The sequence below is a fragment of the Haloactinomyces albus genome (assembly GCF_031458135.1).
GTDB lineage: Bacteria > Actinomycetota > Actinomycetes > Mycobacteriales > Pseudonocardiaceae > Haloactinomyces > Haloactinomyces albus.
Genome location: NZ_JAVDXW010000001.1, coordinates 2,341,240 through 2,365,473, shown reverse-complemented (window position 1 = coordinate 2,365,473; position 24,234 = coordinate 2,341,240). Strand labels below are relative to the sequence as shown.

Here is a 24,234-nt window from a genome sequence, read left to right as displayed (position 1 = left end):
TCCTCACCAGACTAGTTACCGACTAGTAACTTAGCCATGTGATTCCCGTCCCTCCGGCACGCCAGCTCAGCCGACGATGTTGACGAGGCGGCCGGGAACGACGATGACCTTGCGCGGCTCCTCGCCCTCGAGAGCCGCCACGATCTTCTCGTCGGCCAACGCAGCCTCACGAACCTCGTCCTGCTCCGCCGATGCGGCCACGACGACCCGCGAACGCACCTTGCCGTTGAACTGGATCGGATACTCGACAGTGTCCTCGACCAGGTACTCCTCGTCGGCCACCGGGAACGGCCCGTGCGCGAGCCCTGCCTCGTGCCCCAGCCGCGACCACAGTTCCTCCGACAGGTGCGGCGTCAACGGTGCGACCATCAGCACCAGCGACTCCACGACCACGCGCGGTGTCCCCGCCGAGGAGGAGTATTCCTTGGTGACCCGGTTGTTCAACTCGATCAACTTGGCCACGGCCGTGTTGAACCGCAGCTCGTCGTAGTCCTCCCGGACACCGGCGATCGTCTTGTGCAACGCCCGCAGTATCTCGACATCGGGCTGCTCGTCGACAACCCGCAGCTGCCCGGTGTGCTCGTCGATGACGTTGCGCCACAACCGCTGCAGGAACCGGTGCGAGCCGACGACGTCCTTGGTCGCCCACGGCCGCGAGGCATCCAACGGTCCCATCGCCATCTCGTACAGGCGCAGCGTATCGGCCCCGTAGGCGTCGGCCATCTCGTCCGGCGAGACCGAGTTCTTCAGGCTCTTGCCCATCTTCCCGTACTCGCGGGTGACCTCCTGGCCGTCGTGGAAGAACTTCCCGTCCTGTTCGACGACCTCTTCGGCGGGTACGTACACCCCACGCGAGTCCGTGAAGGCATAAGCCTGGATGTACCCCTGGTTGTACAGCCGCCGATAGGGCTCCTCCGAGGAGACGTGCCCGAGGTCGTAGAGCACCTTGTGCCAGAACCGCGAGTACAGCAGGTGCAGTACCGCGTGCTCCACACCACCGACATAGAGATCCAGGCCGCCCGGATCGTCGGCACCGTGCCGCTCCGGGCGCGGTCCCATCCAATACCGCTCGTTGTCCGGATCGACGAATCGCCGCTCGTTGTCCGGATCGATGTAGCGGAGCTGGTACCAGCAGGATCCCGCCCACTGCGGCATGACGTTGTTGTCCCGGTCGTACCGCTGCAGGCCGTCACCGAGATCCAGCTCGACCGCGCCCCAGTCGTCGGCCCGCGACAGCGGTGGCTCCGGCTCGCTGGCCGCGTCCTCCGGATCGAAGGTACGCGGCGAGTAGTCGTCGACCTCGGGCAGCACCACGGGCAGTTGGTCCTCCGGCAGTCCCAGGGGAGTGCCGTCGGAGTCGTAGACCACGGGGAAGGGCTCACCCCAGTAACGCTGGCGGGCGAACAGCCAGTCCCGCAGCTTGTACTGCACACTGCCCGAACCGTGGCCGTGCTCCTCCAGCCAGGAAATGATCGCCTTCTTGGCCTCCTCGACACCGAGACCGTTCAGGCTCAGCCCGGTGTCCCGGGAGGAGGAGTTGATCGTCGGGCCGTCCCCGGTGTAGGCCTCTCCCTCGAAGTCCTGGGGTGGCTCGACCGTGCGCACGATCGGCAGCCCGAACACGCTCGCGAAGTCCCAGTCGCGCTGGTCCTGACCGGGCACCGCCATGATCGCTCCGGTGCCGTAGCCCATCAGCACGTAGTCGGCGAGGAACACCGGGAGCAGTTCGCCGTTGACCGGGTTCGTCGCGTACGCGCCGGTGAACACACCGGTCTTGTCCCTGGTGTCCTGGCGGTCGAGCTCGGACTTCATCGACGCAGCGTGCCGGTAGTTCGCGATCGCCTCGGCCGGGGTTGCCGCACCCTGGGTCCAGCGCTCGTCGGTGCCCTCCGGCCACTGCTTCGCCGTCATCTCGTCGACCAGCGGGTGCTCCGGCGCCAGCACCATGTAGGTCGCGCCGAACAAAGTGTCCGGCCGGGTGGTGAACACGTCGACGTGACCGGCGGAGCCGTCCAGCGCGAAGGAGACGGTGGCGCCCTGGGAGCGGCCGATCCAGTTGCGCTGCATCGTCTTGACCTTGTCCGGCCACTCCAGCCGGTCCAGGTCGTCGACCAACCGGTCGGCATAGGAGGTGATCCGCATCATCCACTGCTTGAGGTTGCGGCGGAACACCGGGAAGTTGCCGCGCTCGCTGAGTCCCTCGGCGGTGACCTCCTCGTTGGCCACGACCGTACCCAGCCCGGGGCACCAGTTCACCGGAGCTTCGGACAGGTACACCAGGCGGTGGGTGTCGAGGACCGCACGCTGCTCGGAGCGCGTCAGTTCCGCCCACGGGCGGCCGTCGGGGGTGGTCCGCTCACCGGACTCGAACTGCTTCTCCAGTTCGCTGATCGGCCGGGCGCGCCCTCTTCCACCGTTGGCCTCGGTGTCGTACCAGGAGTGGAAGATCTGCAGGAAGATCCACTGGGTCCACCGGTAGAAGTCGATGTCGGTGGTGGCGACGCGGCGGCGCTCGTCATGACCGAGACCGAGACGGCGAATCTGACTCAGATACCGCTCGATGTTGTTCTCGGTGGTCGTGCGCGGGTGCGTGCCGGTCTGCATCGCGTACTGCTCGGCGGGGAGGCCGAAAGCGTCGAAACCCATCGTGTGCAGCACGTTGCGGCCGAGCATGCGATGGAATCGGGCGTAGACGTCGGTACCGATGAAGCCCAGCGGATGACCGACGTGCAGACCGGAGCCCGACGGGTAGGGGAACATGTCCTGGACGAAGAGTTTCTCCGCCCCGGCGGTGTCACCCTGCAGCGATCCGGTGGGGTTCGGAGTGTGGAAGGTACCGAGCTCCTCCCAGCGCTGCTGCCAGCGCCGCTCGATCTCCCCCGCCGTCTCCGCCGTGTAGCGGAACGGTGGGGTCTCTTCGGAGCCCTGGTGGGCTGAGCCTTCTGCCGCGCCACTCATCGTGTGCGTTCCTTCCCTCATCGCCCGTTATGCGCGCCGCGACCGACGCGCGTCGCGCTCGGCCGGTTGGCCCTGACGTGTGCCGCCCCGGAAAATCGAAAACCCCCCAGCCCTTCCGGGCGTGAGGGGTTGCCGCGCTGACGGGTTCCGGCGAGCGATCAGCCCTCCCGGGCTAGTCAGCGCGGCCACGCAAGAAGCAGTCGGGCCGTACTCACGAGCTCCAGAATACCGCGTACGCCGCTCCCCCCTGGGATCAGGGAAGCTTTCCCGGCCGATGCTGTTAACAGAATGAGCGCATTGCACTGCGCTTGACCCGGCGAGGCGTGCCGGATAGCATGATCGACAGCAACAGCAAGGCACGTAGAGCGACCTTGGCAGGCGGTGACGTCGATGTCGCCTTCCGGCTCTACCAGTGGAACCCGGAGGTGTGCTCAGCGTTCTACGGCCCGATGCACTGGCTGGAGATCGGCCTCCGCAACGCGCTCAACGACACGCTCCGCGGCCACTACGGCCGCGATGACTGGTGGACGAGCGCGCCGCTGGACGACAATGGTCACCGCATGGTCGGCAATGCCCGGGGCGAACTCGTCGAGGAAGCAAGACGGAAAAAACACAGTCGGCGGAACGTCATGGAACCCTGCGCCGACGACATCGTCGCCAAGCTCGCTTTCGGATCCTGGGTCTCTCTGCTCAGTCGTGGCAAGGCATACGACCGCTACCTCTGGGTTCCGCTGCTGTACAAGGCCTTCCCGAACTACTCGGGCCCTCGACGACCCTTGCACAGCGAGCTGGAGAAAATGCGCAGGCTGCGCAACCGGATCATGCACTACGAACCGGTATTCGAGCATGATCTCCATTCCTATCGAGCCGGGATCTACCGGCAACTCGGCTACCTTTCACCGGTCATCGCCGATCAGGCCCGACGATTCGACCGGATACCGGAGGTACTGGGTCGGTACGACGAGGTGTGGGACGGAAACGATCGACCGGACGATGACGAAGGTGAAGATCGACGGTGAACGCCTCCGAAGACCGTGTTTCGATGGCCGAGATCGGACGTCTGGCCGAAGTCAAACCGGCCGCCGTCAGCAACTGGCGGCGGCGATCGACCGATTTTCCGGAACCAGCGAGCACCACCGGAGGTGAGCAGTTCGCCGTCGGAGACGTAGCCGCCTGGCTCGATGGCCGCAGGATCCCGAAGAATGCGCTCAAGGCCGGCGAATCGGCGGGTACCACCTACGGAGAACGGCTGCGCAGGAACCTCGATTCGGCGGGAACCGCAGTCCCATGGCAACCGAAAACTCCGAAAACGCCCGTCCGAACACCTCGGGACTTCTTCCTGGAGCTGTGGCGGGAACTGGACGGATATCGCGGTTATCTGACGGCACCTTTCTACCGCGACCTGGTACTCGGGTTGCTCTACCTGCGAGTTCGCGACACCTCGCGCTGGCGTGAACTGGTAGCGGCTTCGTCCGGTGGGGACCCACACCGAATCCGGGACATGCTGGCACAGGCAGTGAGCGACCACCGACTGGTCCTTCCCGACCTTGTCGATCTGGTACGGCTCGACTCACACGGAGAAGTAACCGGGCTGAACAACATCATTCGCCTGCTGGATCAGGTGCAAGCACAAGACACGATGAACAGTTCCGGCAACGGCGCCCACCAACTCTTCGAATCCCTGCTGGAGCAACTCGCTACCACCGACAGATCTTATGGAGAGTTCTACACACCGGATGCCGTGGTGCGGACCATGCTCGAGCTCGTCGAGCCGCATTCCGGTGAGAAAGTCCATGATCCGTGCTGCGGTGTCGGTAGCCTGCTCACCGGAACGGTAAAGTTCGTCCGACGAAACGATGGGGATGCTTCGGATCCATCGATCTCCGGTCACGCCCTCGCGGAGACATCGCGGAAGCTGGCGGCGATGAGCCTGTCCGTGCTCGGTACCGATGCCGACCTCGGCGACGGGCCGGTACATGCCCTCCGCGATGCACCCGAAGGAGGACATGGTTTCGACGTGATCGTCTCCAACCCCCCGTTCAACATGAAGAGTTGGAGTCGAACGGACACTTCCGATGATCCACGCTGGCACTACGGCACTCCACCGGACAGCAATGCCAATTTCGCCTGGCTCCAGCACAGCCTGGCACGCCTTGCCCCCGGTGGACGCGCGGCAGTGCTCATGGGCAACGGTGCCACCTTTCACGGTGGTCGTAACCGCGAGATTCGCGCTGCCATGATCGAGGACGGAGCGGTCGAGGCCATCATCGCCTTGCCTCCTCAGCTTTTTCATTCGACGGGCATCCCGGTCAGCATTTGGCTGCTGAAGAGGCCGACTGGGCGGAACCGCGAAGAGGTTCTCCTCGTCGACGCGACCGGTATGGGTCGGATGGTCGAGCGCACTCGCTGCGCACTCGACGACGAGGACATCGAACGAATCGGAAGTATCCATCGAGAGTTTCGCAAGAGCAGCAGCATCTCGGCCCCTGGCTTCTGCCGTGCTGTCCCGCTTTCGGAAATCCGCGAACGTGAGTACCTGCTCAACCCCCGGAGTTACCTCGGTGATCCGGCGGCCACCGTCGAACCTTCCGAAGTTCGCACAGCAGCACGCGAACACCGCCGCAACCTCGCGGAGTTGGCTTCCCGACTGAGTGAGATCGATGCGGAGGTCGAACAGCAACTGGGCCGAAAGAGTTCGTGGACTCCGCTCGTCGACAGCACTTCACCGACGTGGGAGCGGGTGCCCTTGGGCGAGGTCTGTGACGTTCTTGCCGGCCCGAGTGGAGAGGTCTTACGAGCTCTCGAATCCCATGCCGAGGGGATACCGCTCCTCGCCCCCAAGAACATTCACCACAACCGGGTCATCGACACGGAGGTGGACAGGGTCGAATCGAAAAACATCGAAAAGAAGCTGACCCGATATCGACTCTCCCCCGGAGACGTCTTGTGCGTACGAACCGGCGAACCGGGGCGTCCGGCGCTCATCGGCGAGGAGCATGCCGGGTCCTTGTTCAGCACCGCCTGCTTCCGACTTCGCCCGAAGGAGGCGGTGCTGACAGGGCCGTATCTCACCTACTGGCTCGGCACACCTCCGGCACGGGAGTGGATCTCCCGGAACACTCTGGGAGCGACCGTTCCCAGTCTGAACGCCCGGATGTTGCGCTCCATGCCCGTTGCCCTTCCTCCGCTACGGGTACAGGAGGCGATCGAAGAAGTTCTCGGATCTCTGGATGACAAGATCGCCTTGCACGAGGAGATCGGCCGAATCACCGCCGAACTCCGCGACTCCCTGGCGGCACTGCTCGGTAGCGCCACGTTTCCACTGCTCGAATAGCCCGTGTCAACGTACGGCCAAGGCGATGATCTGGGTGGTCTGGCTCGCGGAGAAGTTGTCATCACTGACCAGCACCAGAGTGCGCTCCCCGCTGGGAAGACGCGGTCCCCAGGTCATGCCCTCGATGTTGTCGATGGTGGACAATCCCTCGAATTCGGAGAGGTCGACCAGTAACTCCTTGCGCACCGGTTGCACCTCGGTACCGCGTAGCGAATCCACCGCGCGCACATCATCGGCACCACGGGTGTCGATCCTGTGGATTCGGATCGAGTTGCCCACCCCGCTGACATAGGAGCGCTCCAGCACCAGGTACCGGAACGGATTGCCCCTGTTGACGGCGAGAATCTCCGACACGCCGTTGTTGGCAGACCCCCCTTTCGGGGGCGATGCGAACACGGGATCCATCGGATACGCGTACTGCGACAGCACCTGTCCCGAGCGGTTCTGCACGGTAATCCGCCCCAGGGCTCCGTGCTCGGCGGTGGGTGCTGCGCCGTCCTGGATCAGCGGTCCTTCCATGGAACCGACCACCAGAGAACCGCCCGCGGCGAAGGTCAGACCTTCGAGCGTCTCGTTCCGCCGCGGTCCCGTGTGCTCGCGCATGCGCAGGTTCGAGGCAAGCGGCAGCCGCCCGGCGAACGAGCCGTCACGCTCGGTGCGCAGGATGGCGGGGTCTCTTCGATGCTCGGCCCGTTCCCCCTCGCTGCTCCACCACAGGTCCTGCGAGCGCGGGTCGAAGCGGATGGCCTCCGGGTCCACGCTCCCACCGGTACCGGACGGTGGGTAGACGGTACCGTCCGGTCGCCGCAGCGGCACGGTGTCGGTCAGTTCGATACCGATGTCTCCGGCACCCATGTCGATATCGGCGGTGTAGAACCGTGCGGGCTGCTTCCGCGAGCGGTCGTCGCTGATCAGTACCCAGTTCCCGCTGCGCGGGTCGTAATCGATACCGGACAACCCGCCCACGGTCGTTCCGTCGTAGCGCAAACCGTGGGGCAGCGCCGTGGCACCGAGCAACCGCACCCCCGTTTCGGTGGGTCCGGAAGCTTCGAAGGTGCGCGGGGCGGCCGAGGCCGAGGCCGCCGTCGATACGAGGAGTACGGCCGTGCACAGGCCTGCCAGTCGCTTGCTCGTCATGGCCCACAGCACATCCGATGCGGGTGTCCGGAGGGTGACATCCGGATGGAGTCTTACCCTGAGATCCGTGACGCTCGTTGTTCAGATCATTCTCGGCGCGATCCTCGTTCTCGGCGGAGCCGCGGTGCTGCTCGTCGGATGGCGCAGCCTGCACGGGCGGCTCACCCGCAACCGCTACGTCGGTGTCCGCACCCCGGCGACGATGCACTCCGAGGAGGCCTTCGAGCTCGGTAACCGTGTCGCCGCACCCGCGATGCTCGCGGGAGGCGCGGTCGGTGTCCTCTCCGGCACGGCACTGCCGATGCTGCCGTCCCTGTTCACCATCGTCATGGTCGCGGTGATCGGCCTGATCGGCTGGTTCGCACTCATGATGATCGGCGGTGTACTCGGTACCCGAGCCGCAGCGACCGTCAGGGCGAAGAACCCCGCATCCGCAGCGGTCTCCGCCGATCCGTGCGGCGGCTGCGCGGGTGGGTGCTGCGGCGCACTGCAGCGTGGTTGACAACGCCGGTTCGAGCACCATCGGGAGGCGCGAGCTGCCGGGCGATCTCAGTTGACCAGGGTGACCTCAGTTGAGCTGAACGTCGCCGGGGTGGGTCGCCAAAAACGCCAGTGGTGCGCCCTGCCGCCGCAGAACCCGTCCCCACAGGTCCTCGGCAGGCGTCGTGATGACGTCATCGGGGAGGGAGGGGACGACCACCCAGTCGCCGCGGTCGATCTCACCGGCGAGCTGCTCTGCCTCCCAACCGGCATACCCGGCGAAGAAACGCATCCCGCGGGTGCGGGTCACCAGTTCACCGGGGTCGCTCTCGAGATCCACCAGGCCCACCGGGCCCCGGACACCGACCACACTCGTAGCGGCTTCGATGTCCTCGCCCGCATGCAGAGCCGCCAGGCAGATCGCGGTGCGCTGCTCCACCGGCCCACCCACGAACAGGGACTGCGGCTCGCTGGCGTAGCCTCCCCATTCGGGCAGCACGTCGTGGACCGCCACTTCGCTCGGGCGGTTCAGCACGACACCGAGCGTTCCCTGATCCCGATGGTGGATGACGAAGACCACCGTCCGGCGGAAGTTGTCATCCAGCAACTGTGGAGCAGCGACCAGCAGTGTCCCCGGTTTCACGTCCGCGTCGGATCCCACACACGCATGATCGCACTACCCGGGCCCGGATGGCAGCGCCCCGCCGTTTTCCGCACGTCGGCGCGTCCCTGCCTGCGCTCGGCGCAGGCAGCGGTGCGAACACGATGATTCCCGACTAATCACACTCGGTATCAATATCAAGCAATACTGCCGAGTATTAATAGCAGCTTGCGATCATTCCGACTCGGTGACGTCGATCCCCTGGTCACGAGCCCAGCGGTACAACTCGGCAACAGCCTCATCGTGCTCCATCGGCCCACGGTCCAATCGCACGTCCTTGAGATGCCTCCACGCCTGACCCACGATCGGCCCCGGTGCGATACCGAGCAGCCGCATGATCTCGTTACCGTCCAGATCGGGCCGGACCCGCGCGAGGTCCTCCTCTTCGGCGATCCGAGCGATCCGCGCTTCCAGGTCGTCGTAGGAACGGCGCAGGGCGTTGGCCTTGCGCCGATTGCGCGTCGTGCAGTCCGCCCGGACCAGCTTGTGCAACCGGGGCAGCAAGTGCCCGGCGTCGGTCACGTATCGGCGCACCGCCGAATCGGTCCACTGGCCGTCGCCGTAACCGTGGAACCGCAGGTGCAGATACACCAGGTTGGACACGTCGCTGATGACATCCTTCGGATACCGCAGTGCCCGCAACCGTTTGCGTGCCATCTTCGCACCGACGACCTCGTGGTGGTGAAAGCTCACCCCGCCCCCGGACTCGAACCGCCGCGTGGCGGGCTTGCCGATGTCGTGCAGCAACGCCGCCATACGCAGCACCAGGTCGGGTTCGGGTTCCGGTTCCTCATCGGAGGCCGCGGCGCGTTCCAGGTCGACCGCCTGTTCCAGCACGACCAGCGAGTGCCGGTAGACGTCCTTGTGCTGATGGTGCTCGTCGATCTCCAGACGCATCGCGGGAAGCTCGGGCAGCATGTACTCGGCGAGCCCGGTGTCCACCAGTAACTCGACACCGCGTCTGGGGTGCCTGCCGCACAGCAGTTTCGACAGCTCCAGCTGGATCCGCTCCGGGGTGACGCGCTCGAGCTGAGCGGCCATCTCCCGCATCGCCTCGACCACCCGCGCGGCCGGTTCGAATCCGAGTTGGGAAACGAAGCGAGCAGCACGCAACATGCGCAGCGGGTCGTCGGCGAACGACTCCTGCGGGGTCGCCGGCGTGTCCAGCTTCCTGTCCACGACGCTCGTCAGACCGTCGTACGGGTCGACGAAGGAACGCCGTGGAAGCTCGACGGCCATGGCGTTGACCGTGAAATCGCGGCGCAACAGGTCGTCATCGATACTGTCGCCGAAGACGACCTCCGGATTGCGGCTCACCCGGTCATAGCTGTCCGCTCGGAACGTGGTGATCTCCACGGTCGTGCCACGCCGGTAGGCGCCCAGCGTGCCGAACTCGATACCGGTATCCCAGACCGTCTCCGCCCAGTCCTCGAGCAATTGCCGAACCTGTGGTGGGCGCGCATCGGTGGTGAAGTCGAGATCACCGCTCAACCGGCCCAGCAGGGCGTCCCGTACGCTGCCTCCGACCAGGTACAGCCGGTATCCCGCCTCGGCGAAGCGCCGCGCGAGTTCTTCGGCCACCGGGGCCACCTTCAGCAGCTCCACAATGGCGCTTTGCCGGGCGGCCTGCCCGATGTCGCCGACCTCGGAGCGAGACGTCTCGGGCCGGGACACCTCGTCCTGGACCGCCTCTTCCCGGGACGCTGCAGGCACCTGTGCGGACTCGTGAGCTGATGAATCGGAAACCGGAGGGGACACGACACACCAGGATATCGGCCGCCCGAGCAATGCCCACGCGACGGCCTGCAGGAGACTCGCACACACGGGCACCTCCGCACCGACCGTGCGTGATGCACCATCGCCACCCGTCGAAGCGCATTACCATCGGCGATATGCCTCCCTCCCCGGGACGCCCCGGAAGCGCGCAGCCGGGGCGTCGGAACCGACGCCGACGGCGTCGGCTGAGGACGGTGGAGGAAACGTCGGCAGGAGGACTGGCGATCGACCAAGCCGGATCCCACGCTGTCATCATCGGGAGGCTGGATCGTCGGCGGCGACTGCTGTGGTCGTTGCCGAAGGGCCATATCGAACCTGGTGAGTCCCCGGAGGAGACTGCGGTGCGAGAGGTCGCCGAGGAGACCGGGATCATTGCCAGGGTGACGCAACCGATCGGTGCGATCGACTACTGGTTCGTCGCGGACAACCGACGAGTACACAAGACCGTGCATCACTTTCTGCTGGAAGCGGTGGGTGGTGCGCTTTCCGACGAGGACGTGGAGGTCACCGAGGTGGCTTGGGTGCCGCTTGGTGAACTGGACGAGGTATTGGCCTACGCCGACGAGCGCCGACTGGTCCGGCACGCGGTCGCGCTTCTCGGCAGCGCCACCGGGATGGCGGAACCGGGTGCCGGGACGGAGTGAGGGTTGAGGTTCTTCCTTGCCGCCGTGGTATCCGTACTGCTGCTCGGACTGGTACCGGTGGCGGCTCCGACAGCGACTGCGCAATCGGCTCGAACATTTGTCACCATAGACGTGACCAAAGTCACTCCCTCGATTGTTCGGGCCGACTCACCGTCCGAGTTGACCGTGTCCGGAACGCTGACCAACACCGGCAACAGGACGATCGACGACCTGGAGATGCGGGTCCAGCGCGGTGCCCCGAGAGCGACCGAGGCCAGTGTGCGGGAAGCGCTGCGAGGCAGTGCCAGGACCGCGTTCCGGACTCGGTTCACCGACGTCGTCGACACGCTCTCTCCGGGTGAGCAAACCCCGTTCACACTGCACATTCCCATCGCAGGCGGAGCGGACTCGCTGCGAATCGCTCAAGCCGGGGTATATCCGGTACTGCTCAACGTCAACGGTGTTCCCGCCTACGGCAATCGCGCACGCGTGGCGGACACACATTTCCTGCTGCCCGTGGCAGCCCCTCCGGGCGGCACCGCCAAGCAGCCCGCACAGCCCACTCCCGTCACGATGCTGCTTCCCCTGGTCGGCTATCCGAAGGTGGAGCGAGCAGGCACTCTCGGCAGGCCCGCGATCCTCGTCGACGACCGGCTGTCGCAGTCGCTGGCGCCGGGTGGCCGCCTGTTCGAACTGGTCGATGCAGTCAGCAAGAAGGCCGGCCCCGGCTCACCGCTGGGCAAGGGACTGTGCTTTGCCATCGACCCCGCCCTGGTCGCCACCGTCCACTCGATGGCGGACGGTTACCGGGTACGTCAGGACGACGGGAGCCTCCGGCAGGGCAGTGGTACCGAGGCCGCGAAGCGCTGGCTGGACAAGCTGCGCGGCATCACTCGGGGACGCTGCGTGATCGCCCTGCCCTACAGCGACGCGGACATCGTCGCGCTCGGCAGAGCGGGCCTGCCGGATCTCATCAGTGGAGCCCTCGACAGCGCCGGGGTCATACGCCGAGTACTCGGCGTGGAGCCCCGAGGGGACGTACTGTGGCCCATCGACGGGGCGCTGGACGAGCCCGCAGCGACGCAGCTTTCCGCGATGGGAATCGACACACTACTGATGCATCCGCAGTCACTGGCCCTGCCCGAGAGCTCACTGCAGCCGGTGCGGGTCAAGACGCAGAACGCGGGCCACACCCCCGCGGCACAGCCTGTCGACCCGCTGCTGTCCCGCGCCCTGGATCCGCGGGGCAGCGGTGGTTCCACGACGCTGTCGTCCGCCCGGGATACCACGCTGTCCGCACAGAACACCCTCGGAGCCCTGACCTTCCGTGCCACTGTCGGGGCCGATGGGCAGGGCGCCACCTCGGTACTGGCACCACCGAGGCGCTGGAACCCGCACGGACAGGACCTGACCGACCTGCTCACCGGCCTCGAACGCCTGACCGAGGCGGGCTATGTGCAACCGACCGGGCTCCCGGACCCCGGCGGGTCGAGCACCGAGGAAACGGATGCCACCGCCTCCTCCGAGCAAGCCCCGTCCGGTTCACCGTCCACTCCGGCACCGTCCCGGCCGACCTCGGCATCCTCCGGGCAACAGGACGCACCGCAGCAACCGACGGCCCCGGAACAGCTTCCCACGGCCACACTCACCTACCCGGTGTCCTCGGCCACCGAGGAGATCCGTCGGAACGTACTCGACACGCTCGCCGCGCAGAACCACAAGCTCGGGGAGTTCCACCGCGCCGCCGAGCGCGACCCCGCCCTCGACATCGCCCCCGTCGAGGTGACCACTCCGCTGCGCAACGGCCTGCTTCGCGGAGCTTCCAGTGCCTGGCGGGGTGACCCTGCTGCCTCCCGGCGCTGGGTGAGCATGGCGACCGAAACACTCGAGAACACCCTCTCCGGGGTCCGGATCGACGAATTCGGTGGGCAGATTTCGCTGACCTCGTCGAACAGCCCGATTCCGGTGACGGTGAACAACCGGCTGCCGGTGACGGTCGGGGTGAACCTGCATGTCGACAGCCCGCCCGGTATCACGGTCACCGACCTCGGCCTGCTCAAGATTCCCGCGCGCGGGAGTCGCCAGTTCTGGCTGGACACCGAGGTGAACCGCTCGGGCAAATTCAGCGTCGACATCACCATTCGTACCGAGGGGGGCACCCAGCTCGGCTCCACCAGGCGCATCCAGATGGAATCGAACGCCTACGGCACGATGCCGCTGTTGATCACCGTCATCGGTGCCGCACTGCTCGTCCTGCTCTCGGCACGGCGCCTCGTTCGCCGGGCACGCGCCAACCGTGCGAACGTGGCTGACGACAACCGGAGCGCCGGGGAAATCGACGATCGCCCCGAGGAGAAGCAACCGATGGAGGGGGGCTCCGCGTCTTCCGGACCGGAATCGGCTGCTCCGAGAACTGCTGCCGAGGACGCCGATGCTGCGGACAGCAACCAGGAGCGTCCGGACACCGAGCACGGCGCCACCACTGAACGTGACCAAGATACGAACTGAGACCCTGGTCGGGGGCACGTAAGGGTGAGCATGGGATCCGGAGAGTAAGGATTGACGTGGTGAACCGAAACACCGACGCAGGAGGTGGCAGCGACTCCGAGGCTTATTCGACGGTGCCGCTCGGGTACGCCGCTGCGTCCCGGGCCTCTCCCCTCGCGACGCAGGTGGGATACACCGACCCGACCCAACCGATCCCCGCCGTGGCCGGTGAACCACCCACCACCGAGCCGGGGGTCGAGCAGGCGGCCGAGCAAACCCGGGTCATCACGCCGGTTGCGCCGAGCCTCGACGATTCCGAATCCGACGGGGCCGGAGCCGACGATTCAGGCCCGGCTGGGACGGGCCGAGGCAAACCGTCGTTACTCAAGGCCAGCGGGTCGATGGCCATCGCCACACTCGTCAGCCGCATCACCGGCTTCGGCTGGAAGCTCATCCTCGCCTACGCCGTCAGCTTCGGCGTCATCAACGATTCGTTCACCGTGGCCAACACGCTGCCGACCAGCATCTTCGAGCTGCTCATCGGTGGCGTGCTGACCAGCGTGATCGTGCCGGTGCTGGTGCGCGCCCAGAAATCGGATTCCGACGAGGGCCAGGCCTACATCCAGCGGCTGCTGTCACTGGCCACCGTGTTCCTCGGGATCGGCACGGTGCTTTCGGTCATCGCCGCGCCGGTGCTGGCCATGATCTTCATCGGGGACTCCGACGGCGCGACCACGGAGCTGACCACCGCCTTTGCCTACCTGCTGCTGCCGCAGATCTTCTTCTACGGCGTAAGCGCCCTGGTCAGCGCGATCCTGCAGTCCAAGCAGGTTTTCGGTCCGCCTGCGTGGGCGCCGGTGATGAACAACATCGTCATCCTGGCCACGCTGGCGATCTACATCCGGATCCCCGGCGAGCTGACGCTCGATCCGGTCCGCATGACCGACACGCACCTGCTGACCCTGGGAATCGGTGTGACCTGCGGTATCGTGGCGCAGGCCTGCATCCAGCTCCCCGCGCTGCGTAAGACGGGGTTCCGGTTCCGATGGCGGTGGGGCTGGGACTCCCGGTTGTCCGAGTTCGGCGGACTGGCCCTGTGGATGCTCGCCTATGTCGGAGTCAGCCAGATCGGCCTCATCGCGCTCACCAAAGTCGCCACCGCCGCGGACCCCGGCTCGTGGTCGATCTACAACTACGTGTGGATGCTGCTGCAGCTGCCCTACGGCGTGATCGGCTTCTCGGTGATGACCGCCATCCTGCCCCGGATGAGTGCGGCGGCGGCCGATCAGGACCACCAGCGGATGATCGACGATCTCTCGCTGGGAAACCGGTTGTCGACCGTATCCCTGCTGCCGATCAGCGCCGTGATGACCGCACTCGGCACGCCGATCGCGCTCGCGCTGTTCTCCATCAAGAGCGGCACCGGCTCGATCGACCAGATCGGCACCGCACTGGCCGTCTCGGCCTTCGGGGTACTGCCGTACGCGATCACGATGATGCAGATGCGGGCGTTCTACGCGATGAAGGACGCCCGGACCCCCACCCTGATCATGGTCGTGATGACCGCCGTCAAGCTGCTGATGGCGATCGTCGTGGCGACCACACTGCCACCGCAGGACGTCCTGTTCGGCCTGACTTTCACCAATTCGTTCACCTTCGTCGTCGGCTGGCTGGTCGGCGAGGTCTGGCTGCGTCGCCACCTCGGATCGCTGGGCAGCGGGCGTTTTCTGATCACCCTGGGCAAGACGCTGGCGGCGTCGGTGTCCGGGGGCGTGCTGGCCTGGCTGATCAGCGCCTGGGTCGACGGGCTGGTCCCCGGACCGGCGAGCGCCGGGACCGGGTGGCTGCAACTGCTCATCGGCGGGACCATCGGACTCGGCGCCATCTTCGGCGTGATGTGGATGCTCCGGGTTTCCGAACTGGAACCCGCGATCGGGCGGATCACCGGTCTGCTTCGTCGCCGCTGATCTCCACGTCACGTAGTCTCGGGCGGGGAGACTTTTCCGTGGGGATGGGCGCCCGAGCCTTTCCAGCAGCAACCCCCATCAGCAACCCCAGCAGCGACCCCGACAGCAATCCCCAGCAGCGACCTCGAGTAACAGCCTCCGGCAACAGCCCCGACAGGCATCCCACAAGACCGGAAGGAGCGGGAGAGGGCAGGTGAGCGGTAAGCCGACCGAACAGGTGAGCCCGGGAGACGACAAAGCCGCCGGAGGTGATGGCTCGCACGATCAGGGGCTGGTACCCGGTGCCGTGCTGGATCACGGCCGCTACCGGCTTCTCACCCAGGTCGGTGCGGACACGCGCTGCCATGCCCGATTGTGGCGTGCCAAGGACGGAGTACTCGGCCGCGATGTCGCTCTGACCATCCTGGTGGGCGATCGTGCCGATGCCGACCAGGCCGCGAACGCACGCCGGTCGCTGGAACGCGCGATGCACGCGAGCACCTTCAACCACGTCGGCGTCGCGCGTGTGCTCGATGTGGTCACGCAGTCCCCGGGAGACCCCGAGTGCGTACTCGGGATCGTGATCGCCGAGTGGACGCGCGGTACCGACCTGCTCGAGCTCACCACGGAGGGTTCGCTGTCCTCGGGCACGGCGGCCGCGCTGCTGCAGCCACTCGCCGCCGCGGTCGAAGCCGCACACCACGCGGGGCTGGTACTCGGTGCGGATCACCCACAACGGATCAGGGTGACTCCCGAAGGCGAGATCCGGATGGCCTTCCCCGGGCCGCTGCCGCACGCGAGTTCCGGGGAGGATGTACGTGGTCTGGGGGCCACGCTGTATCTGCTGCTGACCGGCTACTGGGCACTTCCCGGCGGTCCGGAATCGGTGCCGCAGGCACCGACCGATGCCGACGGCGCTCTCGTCCTGCCACGCACCCTGCGCCCCACCGTGCCGCTCGAGCTGTCCACGGTCGCCGTCCGCGCACTCGGCAGTCCGGAATCCACCGGTACCACCGGAGGCGTGCGCACCGGGGCGGCCGTACTGCGTGTCCTGGAACAGTACGCCAACGCCGAGTCGACGAGTACCGTGATGCAGCCCGCTCCGGCAGGCAGCGATACCCGTGAAAACGAGGTTTGGCACACCGAGGACCCGAAGCCCGACAGCAGCCGCCGCAGGAAACTGACGATCGGTGTCACTGTGCTGACGGTGGCAACCCTGGTGGTGCTCGGCTGGGTCACCGCCGGTCTCGTGGGTCTGTTCGCCGGGCCGACCGGAAGCTCGGGACCGTCGGTGGTTCTGCAGCCGGACAGCACCGACAAGCAACGGCAACCCGCGCAACCGCCACCCGCACGCCCGGAGCCGGTGGCGATCACCGAAGCGGACGTGTTCGTCACCGAACAGGACAGGGACAACCGCGAGGAGGTCGGGCTGGTCCACGACGGTGACCCCGCCACCCACTGGAACACCGACAGCTACAACGGTCAGCTCGGCACCGGCTTCAAAAACGGCATCGGCCTGTTGCTCACGTTGGAGAAACCGACGACGATCACCGAGGTCGCGATCGACTCACCCAGTCAGGGCACCAGGGTGGAGATCCGTGCCGCATCGAGTACCTCGCCGACACTGGAATCCAGCAAGGTCATCGGAACGGGGACCGTCCAAGCCGCCACCACGCGGATTCCCGTCAAGGCCGCCGAACCGACCTCCCACGTACTCGTCTGGATCACCAAGCTTTCCCAGGACGACCGCTACAGCTCACGGATCGACGAAATCACCGTGACCGGGTGAAGTTTTCCCCCGAAACTTCACTCCTCTTCCCCAGCGCCGATCTGGCGGATGTGTCGTGCGCCATGATCAGTAGAGTGCGTGACCGTGTCTGTCCCCGTCAGTTCGGATTCCGACCTCATCGCGGCGCACACCAACGGAGATCCCCACGCGTTCTCCGAACTCTTCCGCCGGCACCGGGACCGGCTGTGGGCAGTGGCGCTGCGCACCATGCGCGACCACGAGGAAGCCGCCGACGCCCTGCAGGACGCCATGCTCTCGGCATTTCGCAACGCCGCGTCCTTCCGGGCCGAATCACAGGTCACCACGTGGCTGCACCGGATCGTGGTCAACGCCTGTCTGGACCGCATCCGTCGGCGGCAGGCGAGAGCGACCGTTCCGCTGCCCGAAACGGGCTCCGGCGAACCCGCGTCCACGCACGATGCGATCGCGGATCAGGACACCCGGATGCTGGTGCAGGAGGCACTCGGGCAGCTCAGCGATGATCAGCGTGTCGCGATCGTGCTCGTCGACGTCGAGGGGTACCCGGTCTCGGAAGCAGCGGTGATGCTGAACACGGCGGAGGGGACCGTGAAAAGCCGCTGCGCACGAGGCCGGATCAAGCTTGCCCAACTCCTGGGCCAGCTGCGGAACCCGAGTGCGGATGCGAACGTCCCAGGGAACGCGATGGTCGCACGCCGACGGGAGGGGCGATGAGTGGTGCGGACCGGCACTCGGAAGCGCCGCAGGACCCACCGTGGTCCCCGGAATTACTGGCCGACTTCCACGCGGAGTTACTCGATCAGGAGACACAGGACGCAGTGCACGCGCAGGTGCGAACCGACTCGCAAGCGCGGGAGGTCCTGTCGGCGCTGGAGACCACGAGCGCGGAGCTGCGTACCCTGCCGTCACCGGCGATCCCCGACGACGTCACCGAGCGGATCGAAGCGGCACTGCAGGAGGCGGCGGCGTCCCGGCAACGCCCTGTCGAACGGGAGCGGGCCGAACGGGAGCGGGCCGAACGGGAGCGGGCCGAACCCGGCCCGGCGAAAACCGGTCTCGGCAGAAGGATCACCGGCAAAGGCGGCCACAGCAGGATCAACAGCAGGACGGGCCGGGACCGCGGACTCGGGTGGACGGTGGGGCCGGTGGCCGTTGCCGCGGCGATGGTCGGTGCCGTGATCGTGGTTGCGTCACCCGGGAACGGACCCACCGACGAACAACCCCTGGCTGCCGAGCCGCACTCGGCGGCAACGTCCGGTTCCACCCCCGCACAACCGGCGCCCCTGGCACTACGGGGCAACAACCTGGCGCTGAGCGGCGAACAGTTCGCGGAAGTACTCGGAAGCGAGCAGTACACCGGACTGTCCGCCCCGAAGCAGCTCATCGGTTGTCTGCGGGCCAACGGGGTGGACGACGGCGGGAAACCGCTCGGAGCTCGTGCGGTCACCCTCAACGGCAAGTCCGCCCAGTTGCTGATCCTGTCGACCGGGAGAATCGGTGAGTTCCGGCTGCTGGCCGTGGGCCCCGACTGCGGACCCGGTCGTTCCGCCACCATCGCCGACACCACTTTCGGCGGGTAATCCCGTCCGCCGACGTCGCCGAGTGGCTTCCTCGCCACTCCCTGCCACGGCGATCCATCCCCTCGCCCCGAACGATCGAGTGGTCCGAGCAACGCAGCGCCGGATCGGGAACAACAGAGGCCTAGGATCGCGTTGACCGGAATGCGCGCGGGCAGCCACGCCCGCGCACGAACACGACCACGGGCACATCATTAGGGAAGGGGCGCGGTGACTGGCGACCTCCGGAACCTCATCATCGTGGGCTCCGGCCCGGCCGGCTACACCGCAGCGGTGTACGCCGCGCGGGCCGAGCTCGAACCACTGGTCTTCGAGGGCACCCAGTTCGGTGGGGAGCTCATGAACACCACGGATGTGGAGAACTATCCCGGCTTCCGGGACGGAATCATGGGCCCCGAACTCATGGAGCAGTTCCGTGCCCAGGCACAGCGTTTCGGTGCCGAGCTCAGGACGGAAGACGTCGATGAGCTCGATCTCACCGGCGATACCAAGACCGTCACCGCCAATGGCGTTCAGTACCGGGCCAAGGCCGTCGTCCTCGCGATGGGCTCGGCCGCTCGCTATGTGGGCGTACCCGGCGAGGACCGGCTGCTCGGCCGCGGTGTGTCCTCGTGCGCGACCTGCGATGGCTTCTTCTTCCGCGACCAGGACATCGCGGTGGTCGGCGGTGGTGACTCGGCGATGGAGGAGGCCACGTTCCTCACTCGCTTCGCCCGATCGGTCACGATCATCCACCGCCGGGAGGAGTTCCGAGCCTCCAAGATCATGCTGGAGCGCGCGCGCAACAACGAGAAGATCAAGTGGCGCACCAACGCCACCGTGGACGAGGTGCACGGTGAGGGCACGGTATCCGGCCTGACCCTGCGTGACACGGTCACCGGTGAGACGTCCGAACTCCCGGTGTCGGGCATGTTCGTCGCCATCGGACACGATCCGCGTAGCCAACTTGTCCGCGACCAGGTCTCCCTCGACGAAGAGGGATACGTGCTGGTCGATCAACCTTCCACCCACACCGGCGTGCCCGGCGTTTTCGCCGCGGGCGACCTGGTGGACAAGACCTATCGGCAGGCCGTCACGGCTGCCGGTACGGGATGCTCCGCGGCCATCGACGCCGAGCGTTGGCTCGCCGAGCAGGAGGCATCCGGCATCGCGGATGTCGCTCCCGAGCACGTCGGCGGCGGGTACGGCCCCGCAGCCGACACCGAAACCGTCACCGCAGGCTGATCCGCCCCGGATCGGGCTCCTCTCGCCAACCGCGATCAACAAGGGAGATGAACATGGCAGGCAAACCCGTCACCGTGGATGCCGATTCCTTCAGCAACGACGTTCTCAGCAGCGACAGGCCCGTCCTGGTCGACTTCTGGGCCACCTGGTGCGGCCCGTGCAAGATGGTCGCGCCGGTACTGGAGGAGATCGCCGACGAGCACCAGGACAAGATCACGATCGCCAAGCTCGACATCGACCAGAACCCCAGTGTCGCCCGCGACTACCAGGTGATGTCGGTCCCGACCATGCTGCTGTTCTCCGGTGGCGAGCCGGTCAAGCAGATCGTCGGCGCCAAGCCGAAGGCTCAGTTGTTGGACGACCTGTCCGACTACCTGTGATCTGAATCCTCCTGTGGGCCGGGCTGCGGCGCGAGGCACGAGCGATCAGTGATGATCAGTGCGACCACGTGCAGCGAACTTCCACGAACAATCCCGGCCCCGCGATGCAACCGATCAGCGCGATCCCACCGTCTTGGTAGACACCGGAGACGGTGGGATCGCGCATTGTGCACCCCTTTCCTGATCTTGTGGCCCAAAGAGCCGAGAAAAGGTCGGCAAGGCACAATAACTTCACGAACACCATCGTGCGTCAGAAATGGATACCGGGGGGTAACCATCGTCCCTCGCGCCGGTCGGCACCGGCGCCTGAATCGAGCGAGGAGTGCATGCAGCTGCTCCACCGCGGTGACGTAGGTCCGGCCGTTTCCGAGATCAGGAACATTCTCGCTGCCCTGGACCTGCTACCGGCGCCGAACGGTCAACCCGGACCCGTCACATACGACGCGGCGGTGGAACAGGCCGTTCGGGCTTTCCAACAGCAACGAGGACTCATCACCGACGGAGTCGTCGGACCGGCCACCTATCGTGCGTTGACCGACGCTCGCTGGCGACTCGGGGACCGTTCACTGGCCTACCTCGTTTCCAAACCGGTCAGCGGTGACGACGTGTTCGCGTTGCAGGAGCGGCTACTCGAGCTCGGCTACGATGCGGGTCGTCCGGACGGGATCTTCGGTCAGGAAACCGAGCAGGCGCTTCGCAGCTTCCAGCGGGACTACGGGCTCAACCCGGACGGCATCTGCGGGCCGGGTACGCTGCGCGCCCTCAAGCAGCTCGCTCCGAAGGTGCGCGGTGGCAGGCCCGTGTATCTGCGCGAGCAGGAGAAGGTGCGCCGATCGGGGCCGCGCCTGCGCGGCAAACGTATCGTCATCGACCCGGGTCACGGTGGCCATGATCGCGGAGCGGTCACCGGTGGGCTCTCCGAAGCCGACCTGGCGTGGGACTTCGCGCGGCGCGTCGAGGGACGCATGGTTGCCACCGGCATGGAGGCACTGATTTCCCGAGGCCCCAATGCGTGCCCGTCCGATGCCGATCGTGCGGCGTTCGCCAACGAGGCGGGAGCCGATCTGTTCCTGTCCTTACACATGGATGCCAACCCCTCGTCCCTGGCACAGGGCGTGGCCAGCTTTCACTTCGGTACCGGCAACGGCACCACCTCCAACGTGGGGGAGGCACTGGCCGGGTTCCTGCAGCGCGAGATCGTCGCGCGCACGGGTATGCGTGATTGCCGTACCCATCCCAAGACCTGGGAGGTACTGCGATTGACGAAGATGCCTGCCGTACGTATCGAAGCCGGGTACCTGACCAACCCCGAGGACAGGCACCGGCTGCTCGACCCCGCATTCCGGGATGTGATCGCCGAAGGCCTGCTGGTCGCGGTAAAGCGCCTCTACCTGCTCGGCAAGGACGACCAGCCGACCGGCACCTTCACCTTCGACGATCTACTCCGCCACGAGCTGGCCCGCGCCGAAGGGGCCTGAGCCCCGGAACCTTCTTCAGGTGCGGCCGAAAGCAGGCTCCGCGGTATGCATCGACACCGAGCCGAGCAGCCGCTCCAGAGCCGCCTCGACATCTTCCTTCCAGGAGATCGCCGTCCGCAGCTCCAGCCGCAACCGGGGCCACCTCGGGTGCCTGCGCACCGTCTTGAAGCCGACCTGCTGCAGGAAACCCGCGGGGATCACGCATCCAGCGGAGTTTTCCTGCAGATCACCGAAGGCTTCGATCGCCGCGACACCACGGCGGGTGAGGTCCTTGGCGACACTCTGCACAAGTACCCGCCCCAAGCCACCGTGCTCGAACTCTTCGGTCACCCGCAGTGCGGTCAGCAGGATGGCATCCGCACTGACCGGGGCGCTCGGGAAAGTCGCCGCACCGGGCACGGCAGCAGGAGGGGCGTAGAAGGCGTATCCGGCTGTGACACCGTCCACGGAGAGGACGCGGCCGCAGGAACCCCACTCCAGGAGGACGCTGGAGACCCAGGCTTCCTTCTCCAGGGCCGTCTGACCGAACTCCTCGGCCTGCTTCCGAACGTGCGGTGCGAGTTCCCAGAAAACGCATCGACGGCACTTCGGGGGCAGTCCATCGAGGTCGTCCAGCGTGACACCTGCTACGCGTCGCGACACCTGACCTCCCGGCAATCGAGATCTCCCGGCCATCGGGGAACACCCGCACACCCCTCGCGATGAAGTCAGAATAAGCTGCCGTCGCCCAGCGCGGAAGCAACCTCACCGCACCGAGGTCCCACGAAAGAGTGAGATCCGTTACTTCTGCTGCCGAGTGTGTGAGGCACCCGTTACACGGACGTGAACGTCACGCGATGACACGGATAGAATCGACGAATCACCGTGGCCATGGCAGCTCCGGTCGCCGCCACGGCGCACCACCGAACCCGGGAGCGCGGAATGTCCGATCACGGAACTCAGCCGAGCGATACCGGCCCCACGACGCCGGACCAGCAAGTCTCGCAGGGAGAAGCCCGGTCCGGGCAGGCCCCGCAGGGCCACTCGGCCTCGCCGGTCTACAGCCTCGATGCGCACACCCAGCGCTACGCACAGCGCACGGCAGGGATGACGGCCTCCGAAATCCGTGCTCTCTTCTCGGTCGCCAGCAGGCCCGAAGTCGTGTCATTGGCAGGCGGCATGCCCAATTTGGCCGCGTTGCCGCTGGACTCGCTGTCCGAGGAGGTGGCGCGGCTCGTTTCCGTCGACGGTCAGTCCGCCCTCCAGTACGGGTCCGCACAGGGTGTCCCGCAACTGCGCGAGCAGATCTGCGAGATCATGGCGCTGGAGGGCATTTCGGCTCATCCGGACGACGTGATGGTCACGGTCGGTTCCCAGATGGCGATGGACATGGTCACCCGGATCTTCTGCGATCCCGGTGATGTCGTGCTCGCCGAAGGGCCGTCCTTCGTCGGTGCCCTCGGTTCATTCGCGGCCTACCAAACCGACATCGTGCACGTGGCGATGGACGACGATGGCTTGCGACCGGATGCACTGCGGGAGACGATCGACAACGTCACCCGCCAGGGCAAGCGGATCAAATTCCTGTACACGATCCCGAACTTCCACAACCCTGCCGGGGTCACCCTGGCCGTCGAGCGTCGCGCGGAAGTGCTCGATATCTGCGCCCAGCACGGCATCCTGGTGCTGGAGGACAACCCGTACGGGCTGCTCGGCTTCGACGGCCAGACCTATCCGGCGCTGCGCTCGCAGGACCCGGACAACGTGGTGTATCTGGGGTCGTTCTCCAAGATCTTCGCTTCCGGTCTGCGGGTCGGGTGGGTTCTTGCGCCACATGCGGTCCGCGAGAAACTCGTACTCGCCGCCGAGTCCGCCACCCTGTGCCCGCCCACGCTGAACCAGATGATCGTCTCGCGGTATCTGAGCACGCATGACTGGCAGGGGCAGGTCAAGGTCTTTCAGGAGCAGTACCGCGAACGCCGTGACGCCATGCTGAGCGCTCTCGAGCAGCACATGCCCGCAGGGTGCGATTGGACCCATCCCGACGGCGGCTTCTACGTCTGGTTCACCGCCCCCGAGGGAGTGGATGCCAAGGAGATGCTGCCCCGTGCGGTGACGCAACGCGTCGCCTACGCCTCGGGGACGGGCTTCTACTCCGGTGAGTTCGGTCATCGCCAGATGCGGTTGTCGTTCTGCTATCCCACCCCCGAACGCATTCACGAGGGCGTCCGGCGGTTGGCCAACACCATCACCGACGAGCTCGACCTCGTACGCACGTTCGGTTCCGCGGGCAGGCGCCCTGCTTCGGGTCCACAGGCACCGTCGCCGGACACGGCGTAACATCCGTCGCCGAACGAGGTCTTCTCGTATCGAAACCAGACTTTTCGCGACTGTCCGATCAGTCCACTGTGTCTCCCCTCGGTGCG

At 66.3% G+C, this 24,234-nt stretch carries 18 protein-coding genes; 13 read left to right on the top strand and 5 right to left on the bottom strand.

Translation table 11 applies throughout. The features are described from left to right. Window positions 1–66: 66 nt before the first annotated feature. The gene (leuS, locus tag JOF55_RS11100) at window positions 67–2,958 is read right to left on the bottom strand and encodes a leucine--tRNA ligase (RefSeq protein ID WP_310273212.1); all 2,892 of its coding nucleotides are present in this window, start codon (window positions 2,956–2,958) and stop codon (window positions 67–69) included. Window positions 2,959–3,293: 335 nt separating this feature from the next. On the opposite strand from leuS, the gene JOF55_RS11095 reads away from it, so the two are divergent. Together JOF55_RS11095 and JOF55_RS11090 are read left to right on the top strand one after the other, a co-directional pair. Next, window positions 3,294–3,977 carry a hypothetical protein gene (locus tag JOF55_RS11095; RefSeq protein WP_310273210.1) on the top strand — a complete coding sequence of 228 codons (684 nt, stop codon included), beginning with the start codon at window positions 3,294–3,296 and terminating at the stop codon, window positions 3,975–3,977. Next, window positions 3,974–6,292, top strand: a complete 2,319-nt coding sequence (locus tag JOF55_RS11090; protein ID WP_310273208.1) for a type I restriction-modification system subunit M/S — start codon at window positions 3,974–3,976, stop codon at window positions 6,290–6,292. Before JOF55_RS11095 ends, JOF55_RS11090 begins: the two co-directional genes overlap by 4 nt. A 6-nt stretch (window positions 6,293–6,298) precedes the next feature. Here JOF55_RS11090 and JOF55_RS11085 read toward each other — a convergent pair whose 3' ends face one another. Further along, on the bottom strand, window positions 6,299–7,429 hold the full coding sequence (locus JOF55_RS11085) for an esterase-like activity of phytase family protein (RefSeq protein WP_310273206.1): 1,131 nt from the start codon (window positions 7,427–7,429) through the stop codon (window positions 6,299–6,301). A gap of 67 nt (window positions 7,430–7,496) precedes the next feature. Between JOF55_RS11085 and JOF55_RS11080 the strand changes: the two genes are divergently transcribed. Further along, window positions 7,497–7,931 (top strand): SdpI family protein, encoded by a 435-nt coding sequence (locus JOF55_RS11080; RefSeq protein ID WP_310273204.1) that lies wholly within the window; start codon window positions 7,497–7,499, stop codon window positions 7,929–7,931. Window positions 7,932–7,997: 66 nt separating this feature from the next. On the opposite strand, the gene JOF55_RS11075 is transcribed toward JOF55_RS11080, so the two are convergent. After that, complete coding sequence (locus tag JOF55_RS11075) at window positions 7,998–8,570, bottom strand: YqgE/AlgH family protein (RefSeq protein ID WP_310273202.1); 573 nt, start codon at window positions 8,568–8,570, stop codon at window positions 7,998–8,000. A 174-nt stretch (window positions 8,571–8,744) separates the two neighbouring features. Continuing rightward, window positions 8,745–10,205, bottom strand: a complete 1,461-nt coding sequence (locus tag JOF55_RS11070; RefSeq protein ID WP_374727453.1) for a CCA tRNA nucleotidyltransferase — start codon at window positions 10,203–10,205, stop codon at window positions 8,745–8,747. Window positions 10,206–10,462: 257 nt separating this feature from the next. Here JOF55_RS11070 and JOF55_RS11065 point away from each other — a divergent pair, with 257 nt between their 5' ends. From JOF55_RS11065 to JOF55_RS11025, 9 genes are all read left to right on the top strand, one after another. Next, on the top strand, window positions 10,463–10,990 hold the full coding sequence (locus JOF55_RS11065) for an NUDIX hydrolase (protein WP_374727268.1): 528 nt from the start codon (window positions 10,463–10,465) through the stop codon (window positions 10,988–10,990). 3 nt (window positions 10,991–10,993) lie between these two features. After that, window positions 10,994–13,477 carry a DUF6049 family protein gene (locus JOF55_RS11060; protein WP_374727267.1) on the top strand — a complete coding sequence of 828 codons (2,484 nt, stop codon included), beginning with the start codon at window positions 10,994–10,996 and terminating at the stop codon, window positions 13,475–13,477. A gap of 59 nt (window positions 13,478–13,536) precedes the next feature. Beyond that, window positions 13,537–15,423: a murein biosynthesis integral membrane protein MurJ gene (gene murJ, locus JOF55_RS11055; protein WP_310273196.1), complete on the top strand. Its 1,887-nt coding sequence runs from the start codon at window positions 13,537–13,539 to the stop codon at window positions 15,421–15,423. A gap of 193 nt (window positions 15,424–15,616) precedes the next feature. Further along, on the top strand, window positions 15,617–17,191 hold the full coding sequence (locus JOF55_RS11050) for a protein kinase family protein (protein WP_310273194.1): 1,575 nt from the start codon (window positions 15,617–15,619) through the stop codon (window positions 17,189–17,191). An 84-nt stretch (window positions 17,192–17,275) separates the two neighbouring features. Beyond that, window positions 17,276–17,884 carry an RNA polymerase sigma factor SigM gene (gene sigM, locus JOF55_RS11045; RefSeq protein WP_310273192.1) on the top strand — a complete coding sequence of 203 codons (609 nt, stop codon included), beginning with the start codon at window positions 17,276–17,278 and terminating at the stop codon, window positions 17,882–17,884. Continuing rightward, the gene (locus JOF55_RS11040; RefSeq protein ID WP_310273190.1) at window positions 17,881–18,750 is read left to right on the top strand and encodes an RsmA family anti-sigma factor; all 870 of its coding nucleotides are present in this window, start codon (window positions 17,881–17,883) and stop codon (window positions 18,748–18,750) included. Before sigM ends, JOF55_RS11040 begins: the two co-directional genes overlap by 4 nt. Before the next feature lie 207 nt (window positions 18,751–18,957). Next, window positions 18,958–19,971: a thioredoxin-disulfide reductase gene (gene trxB / locus JOF55_RS11035; protein WP_310273188.1), complete on the top strand. Its 1,014-nt coding sequence runs from the start codon at window positions 18,958–18,960 to the stop codon at window positions 19,969–19,971. A gap of 53 nt (window positions 19,972–20,024) precedes the next feature. Further along, window positions 20,025–20,351, top strand: a complete 327-nt coding sequence (gene trxA, locus JOF55_RS11030) for a thioredoxin (protein ID WP_310273186.1) — start codon at window positions 20,025–20,027, stop codon at window positions 20,349–20,351. A gap of 326 nt (window positions 20,352–20,677) precedes the next feature. Beyond that, window positions 20,678–21,829, top strand: a complete 1,152-nt coding sequence (locus JOF55_RS11025; protein WP_310273184.1) for an N-acetylmuramoyl-L-alanine amidase — start codon at window positions 20,678–20,680, stop codon at window positions 21,827–21,829. A gap of 15 nt (window positions 21,830–21,844) precedes the next feature. Here JOF55_RS11025 and JOF55_RS11020 read toward each other — a convergent pair whose 3' ends face one another. Next, a complete protein-coding gene (locus tag JOF55_RS11020) occupies window positions 21,845–22,471 on the bottom strand; it encodes a GNAT family N-acetyltransferase (RefSeq protein WP_310273182.1) in 627 nt (208 codons plus the stop codon). A gap of 279 nt (window positions 22,472–22,750) precedes the next feature. On the opposite strand from JOF55_RS11020, the gene JOF55_RS11015 reads away from it, so the two are divergent. Next, window positions 22,751–24,148: an aminotransferase-like domain-containing protein gene (locus tag JOF55_RS11015; RefSeq protein WP_310273180.1), complete on the top strand. Its 1,398-nt coding sequence runs from the start codon at window positions 22,751–22,753 to the stop codon at window positions 24,146–24,148. Window positions 24,149–24,234: the final 86 nt, after the last annotated feature.

Excerpts from the sequence above, each read along its gene's own strand:
- JOF55_RS11095 (WP_310273210.1), top strand. The coding sequence starts at position 3,294 with ATGATCGACAGCAACAGCAAGGCACGTAGAGCGACCTTGGCAGGCGGT.
- JOF55_RS11015 (WP_310273180.1), top strand. The coding sequence starts at position 22,751 with ATGTCCGATCACGGAACTCAGCCGAGCGATACCGGCCCCACGACGCCG.
- JOF55_RS11065 (WP_374727268.1), top strand. The coding sequence starts at position 10,463 with ATGCCTCCCTCCCCGGGACGCCCCGGAAGCGCGCAGCCGGGGCGTCGG.
- JOF55_RS11085 (WP_310273206.1), bottom strand. The coding sequence starts at position 7,429 with ATGACGAGCAAGCGACTGGCAGGCCTGTGCACGGCCGTACTCCTCGTA.
- trxA (WP_310273186.1), top strand. The coding sequence starts at position 20,025 with ATGGCAGGCAAACCCGTCACCGTGGATGCCGATTCCTTCAGCAACGAC.
- leuS (WP_310273212.1), bottom strand. The coding sequence starts at position 2,958 with ATGAGTGGCGCGGCAGAAGGCTCAGCCCACCAGGGCTCCGAAGAGACC.
- JOF55_RS11040 (WP_310273190.1), top strand. The coding sequence starts at position 17,881 with ATGAGTGGTGCGGACCGGCACTCGGAAGCGCCGCAGGACCCACCGTGG.
- JOF55_RS11025 (WP_310273184.1), top strand. The coding sequence starts at position 20,678 with ATGCAGCTGCTCCACCGCGGTGACGTAGGTCCGGCCGTTTCCGAGATC.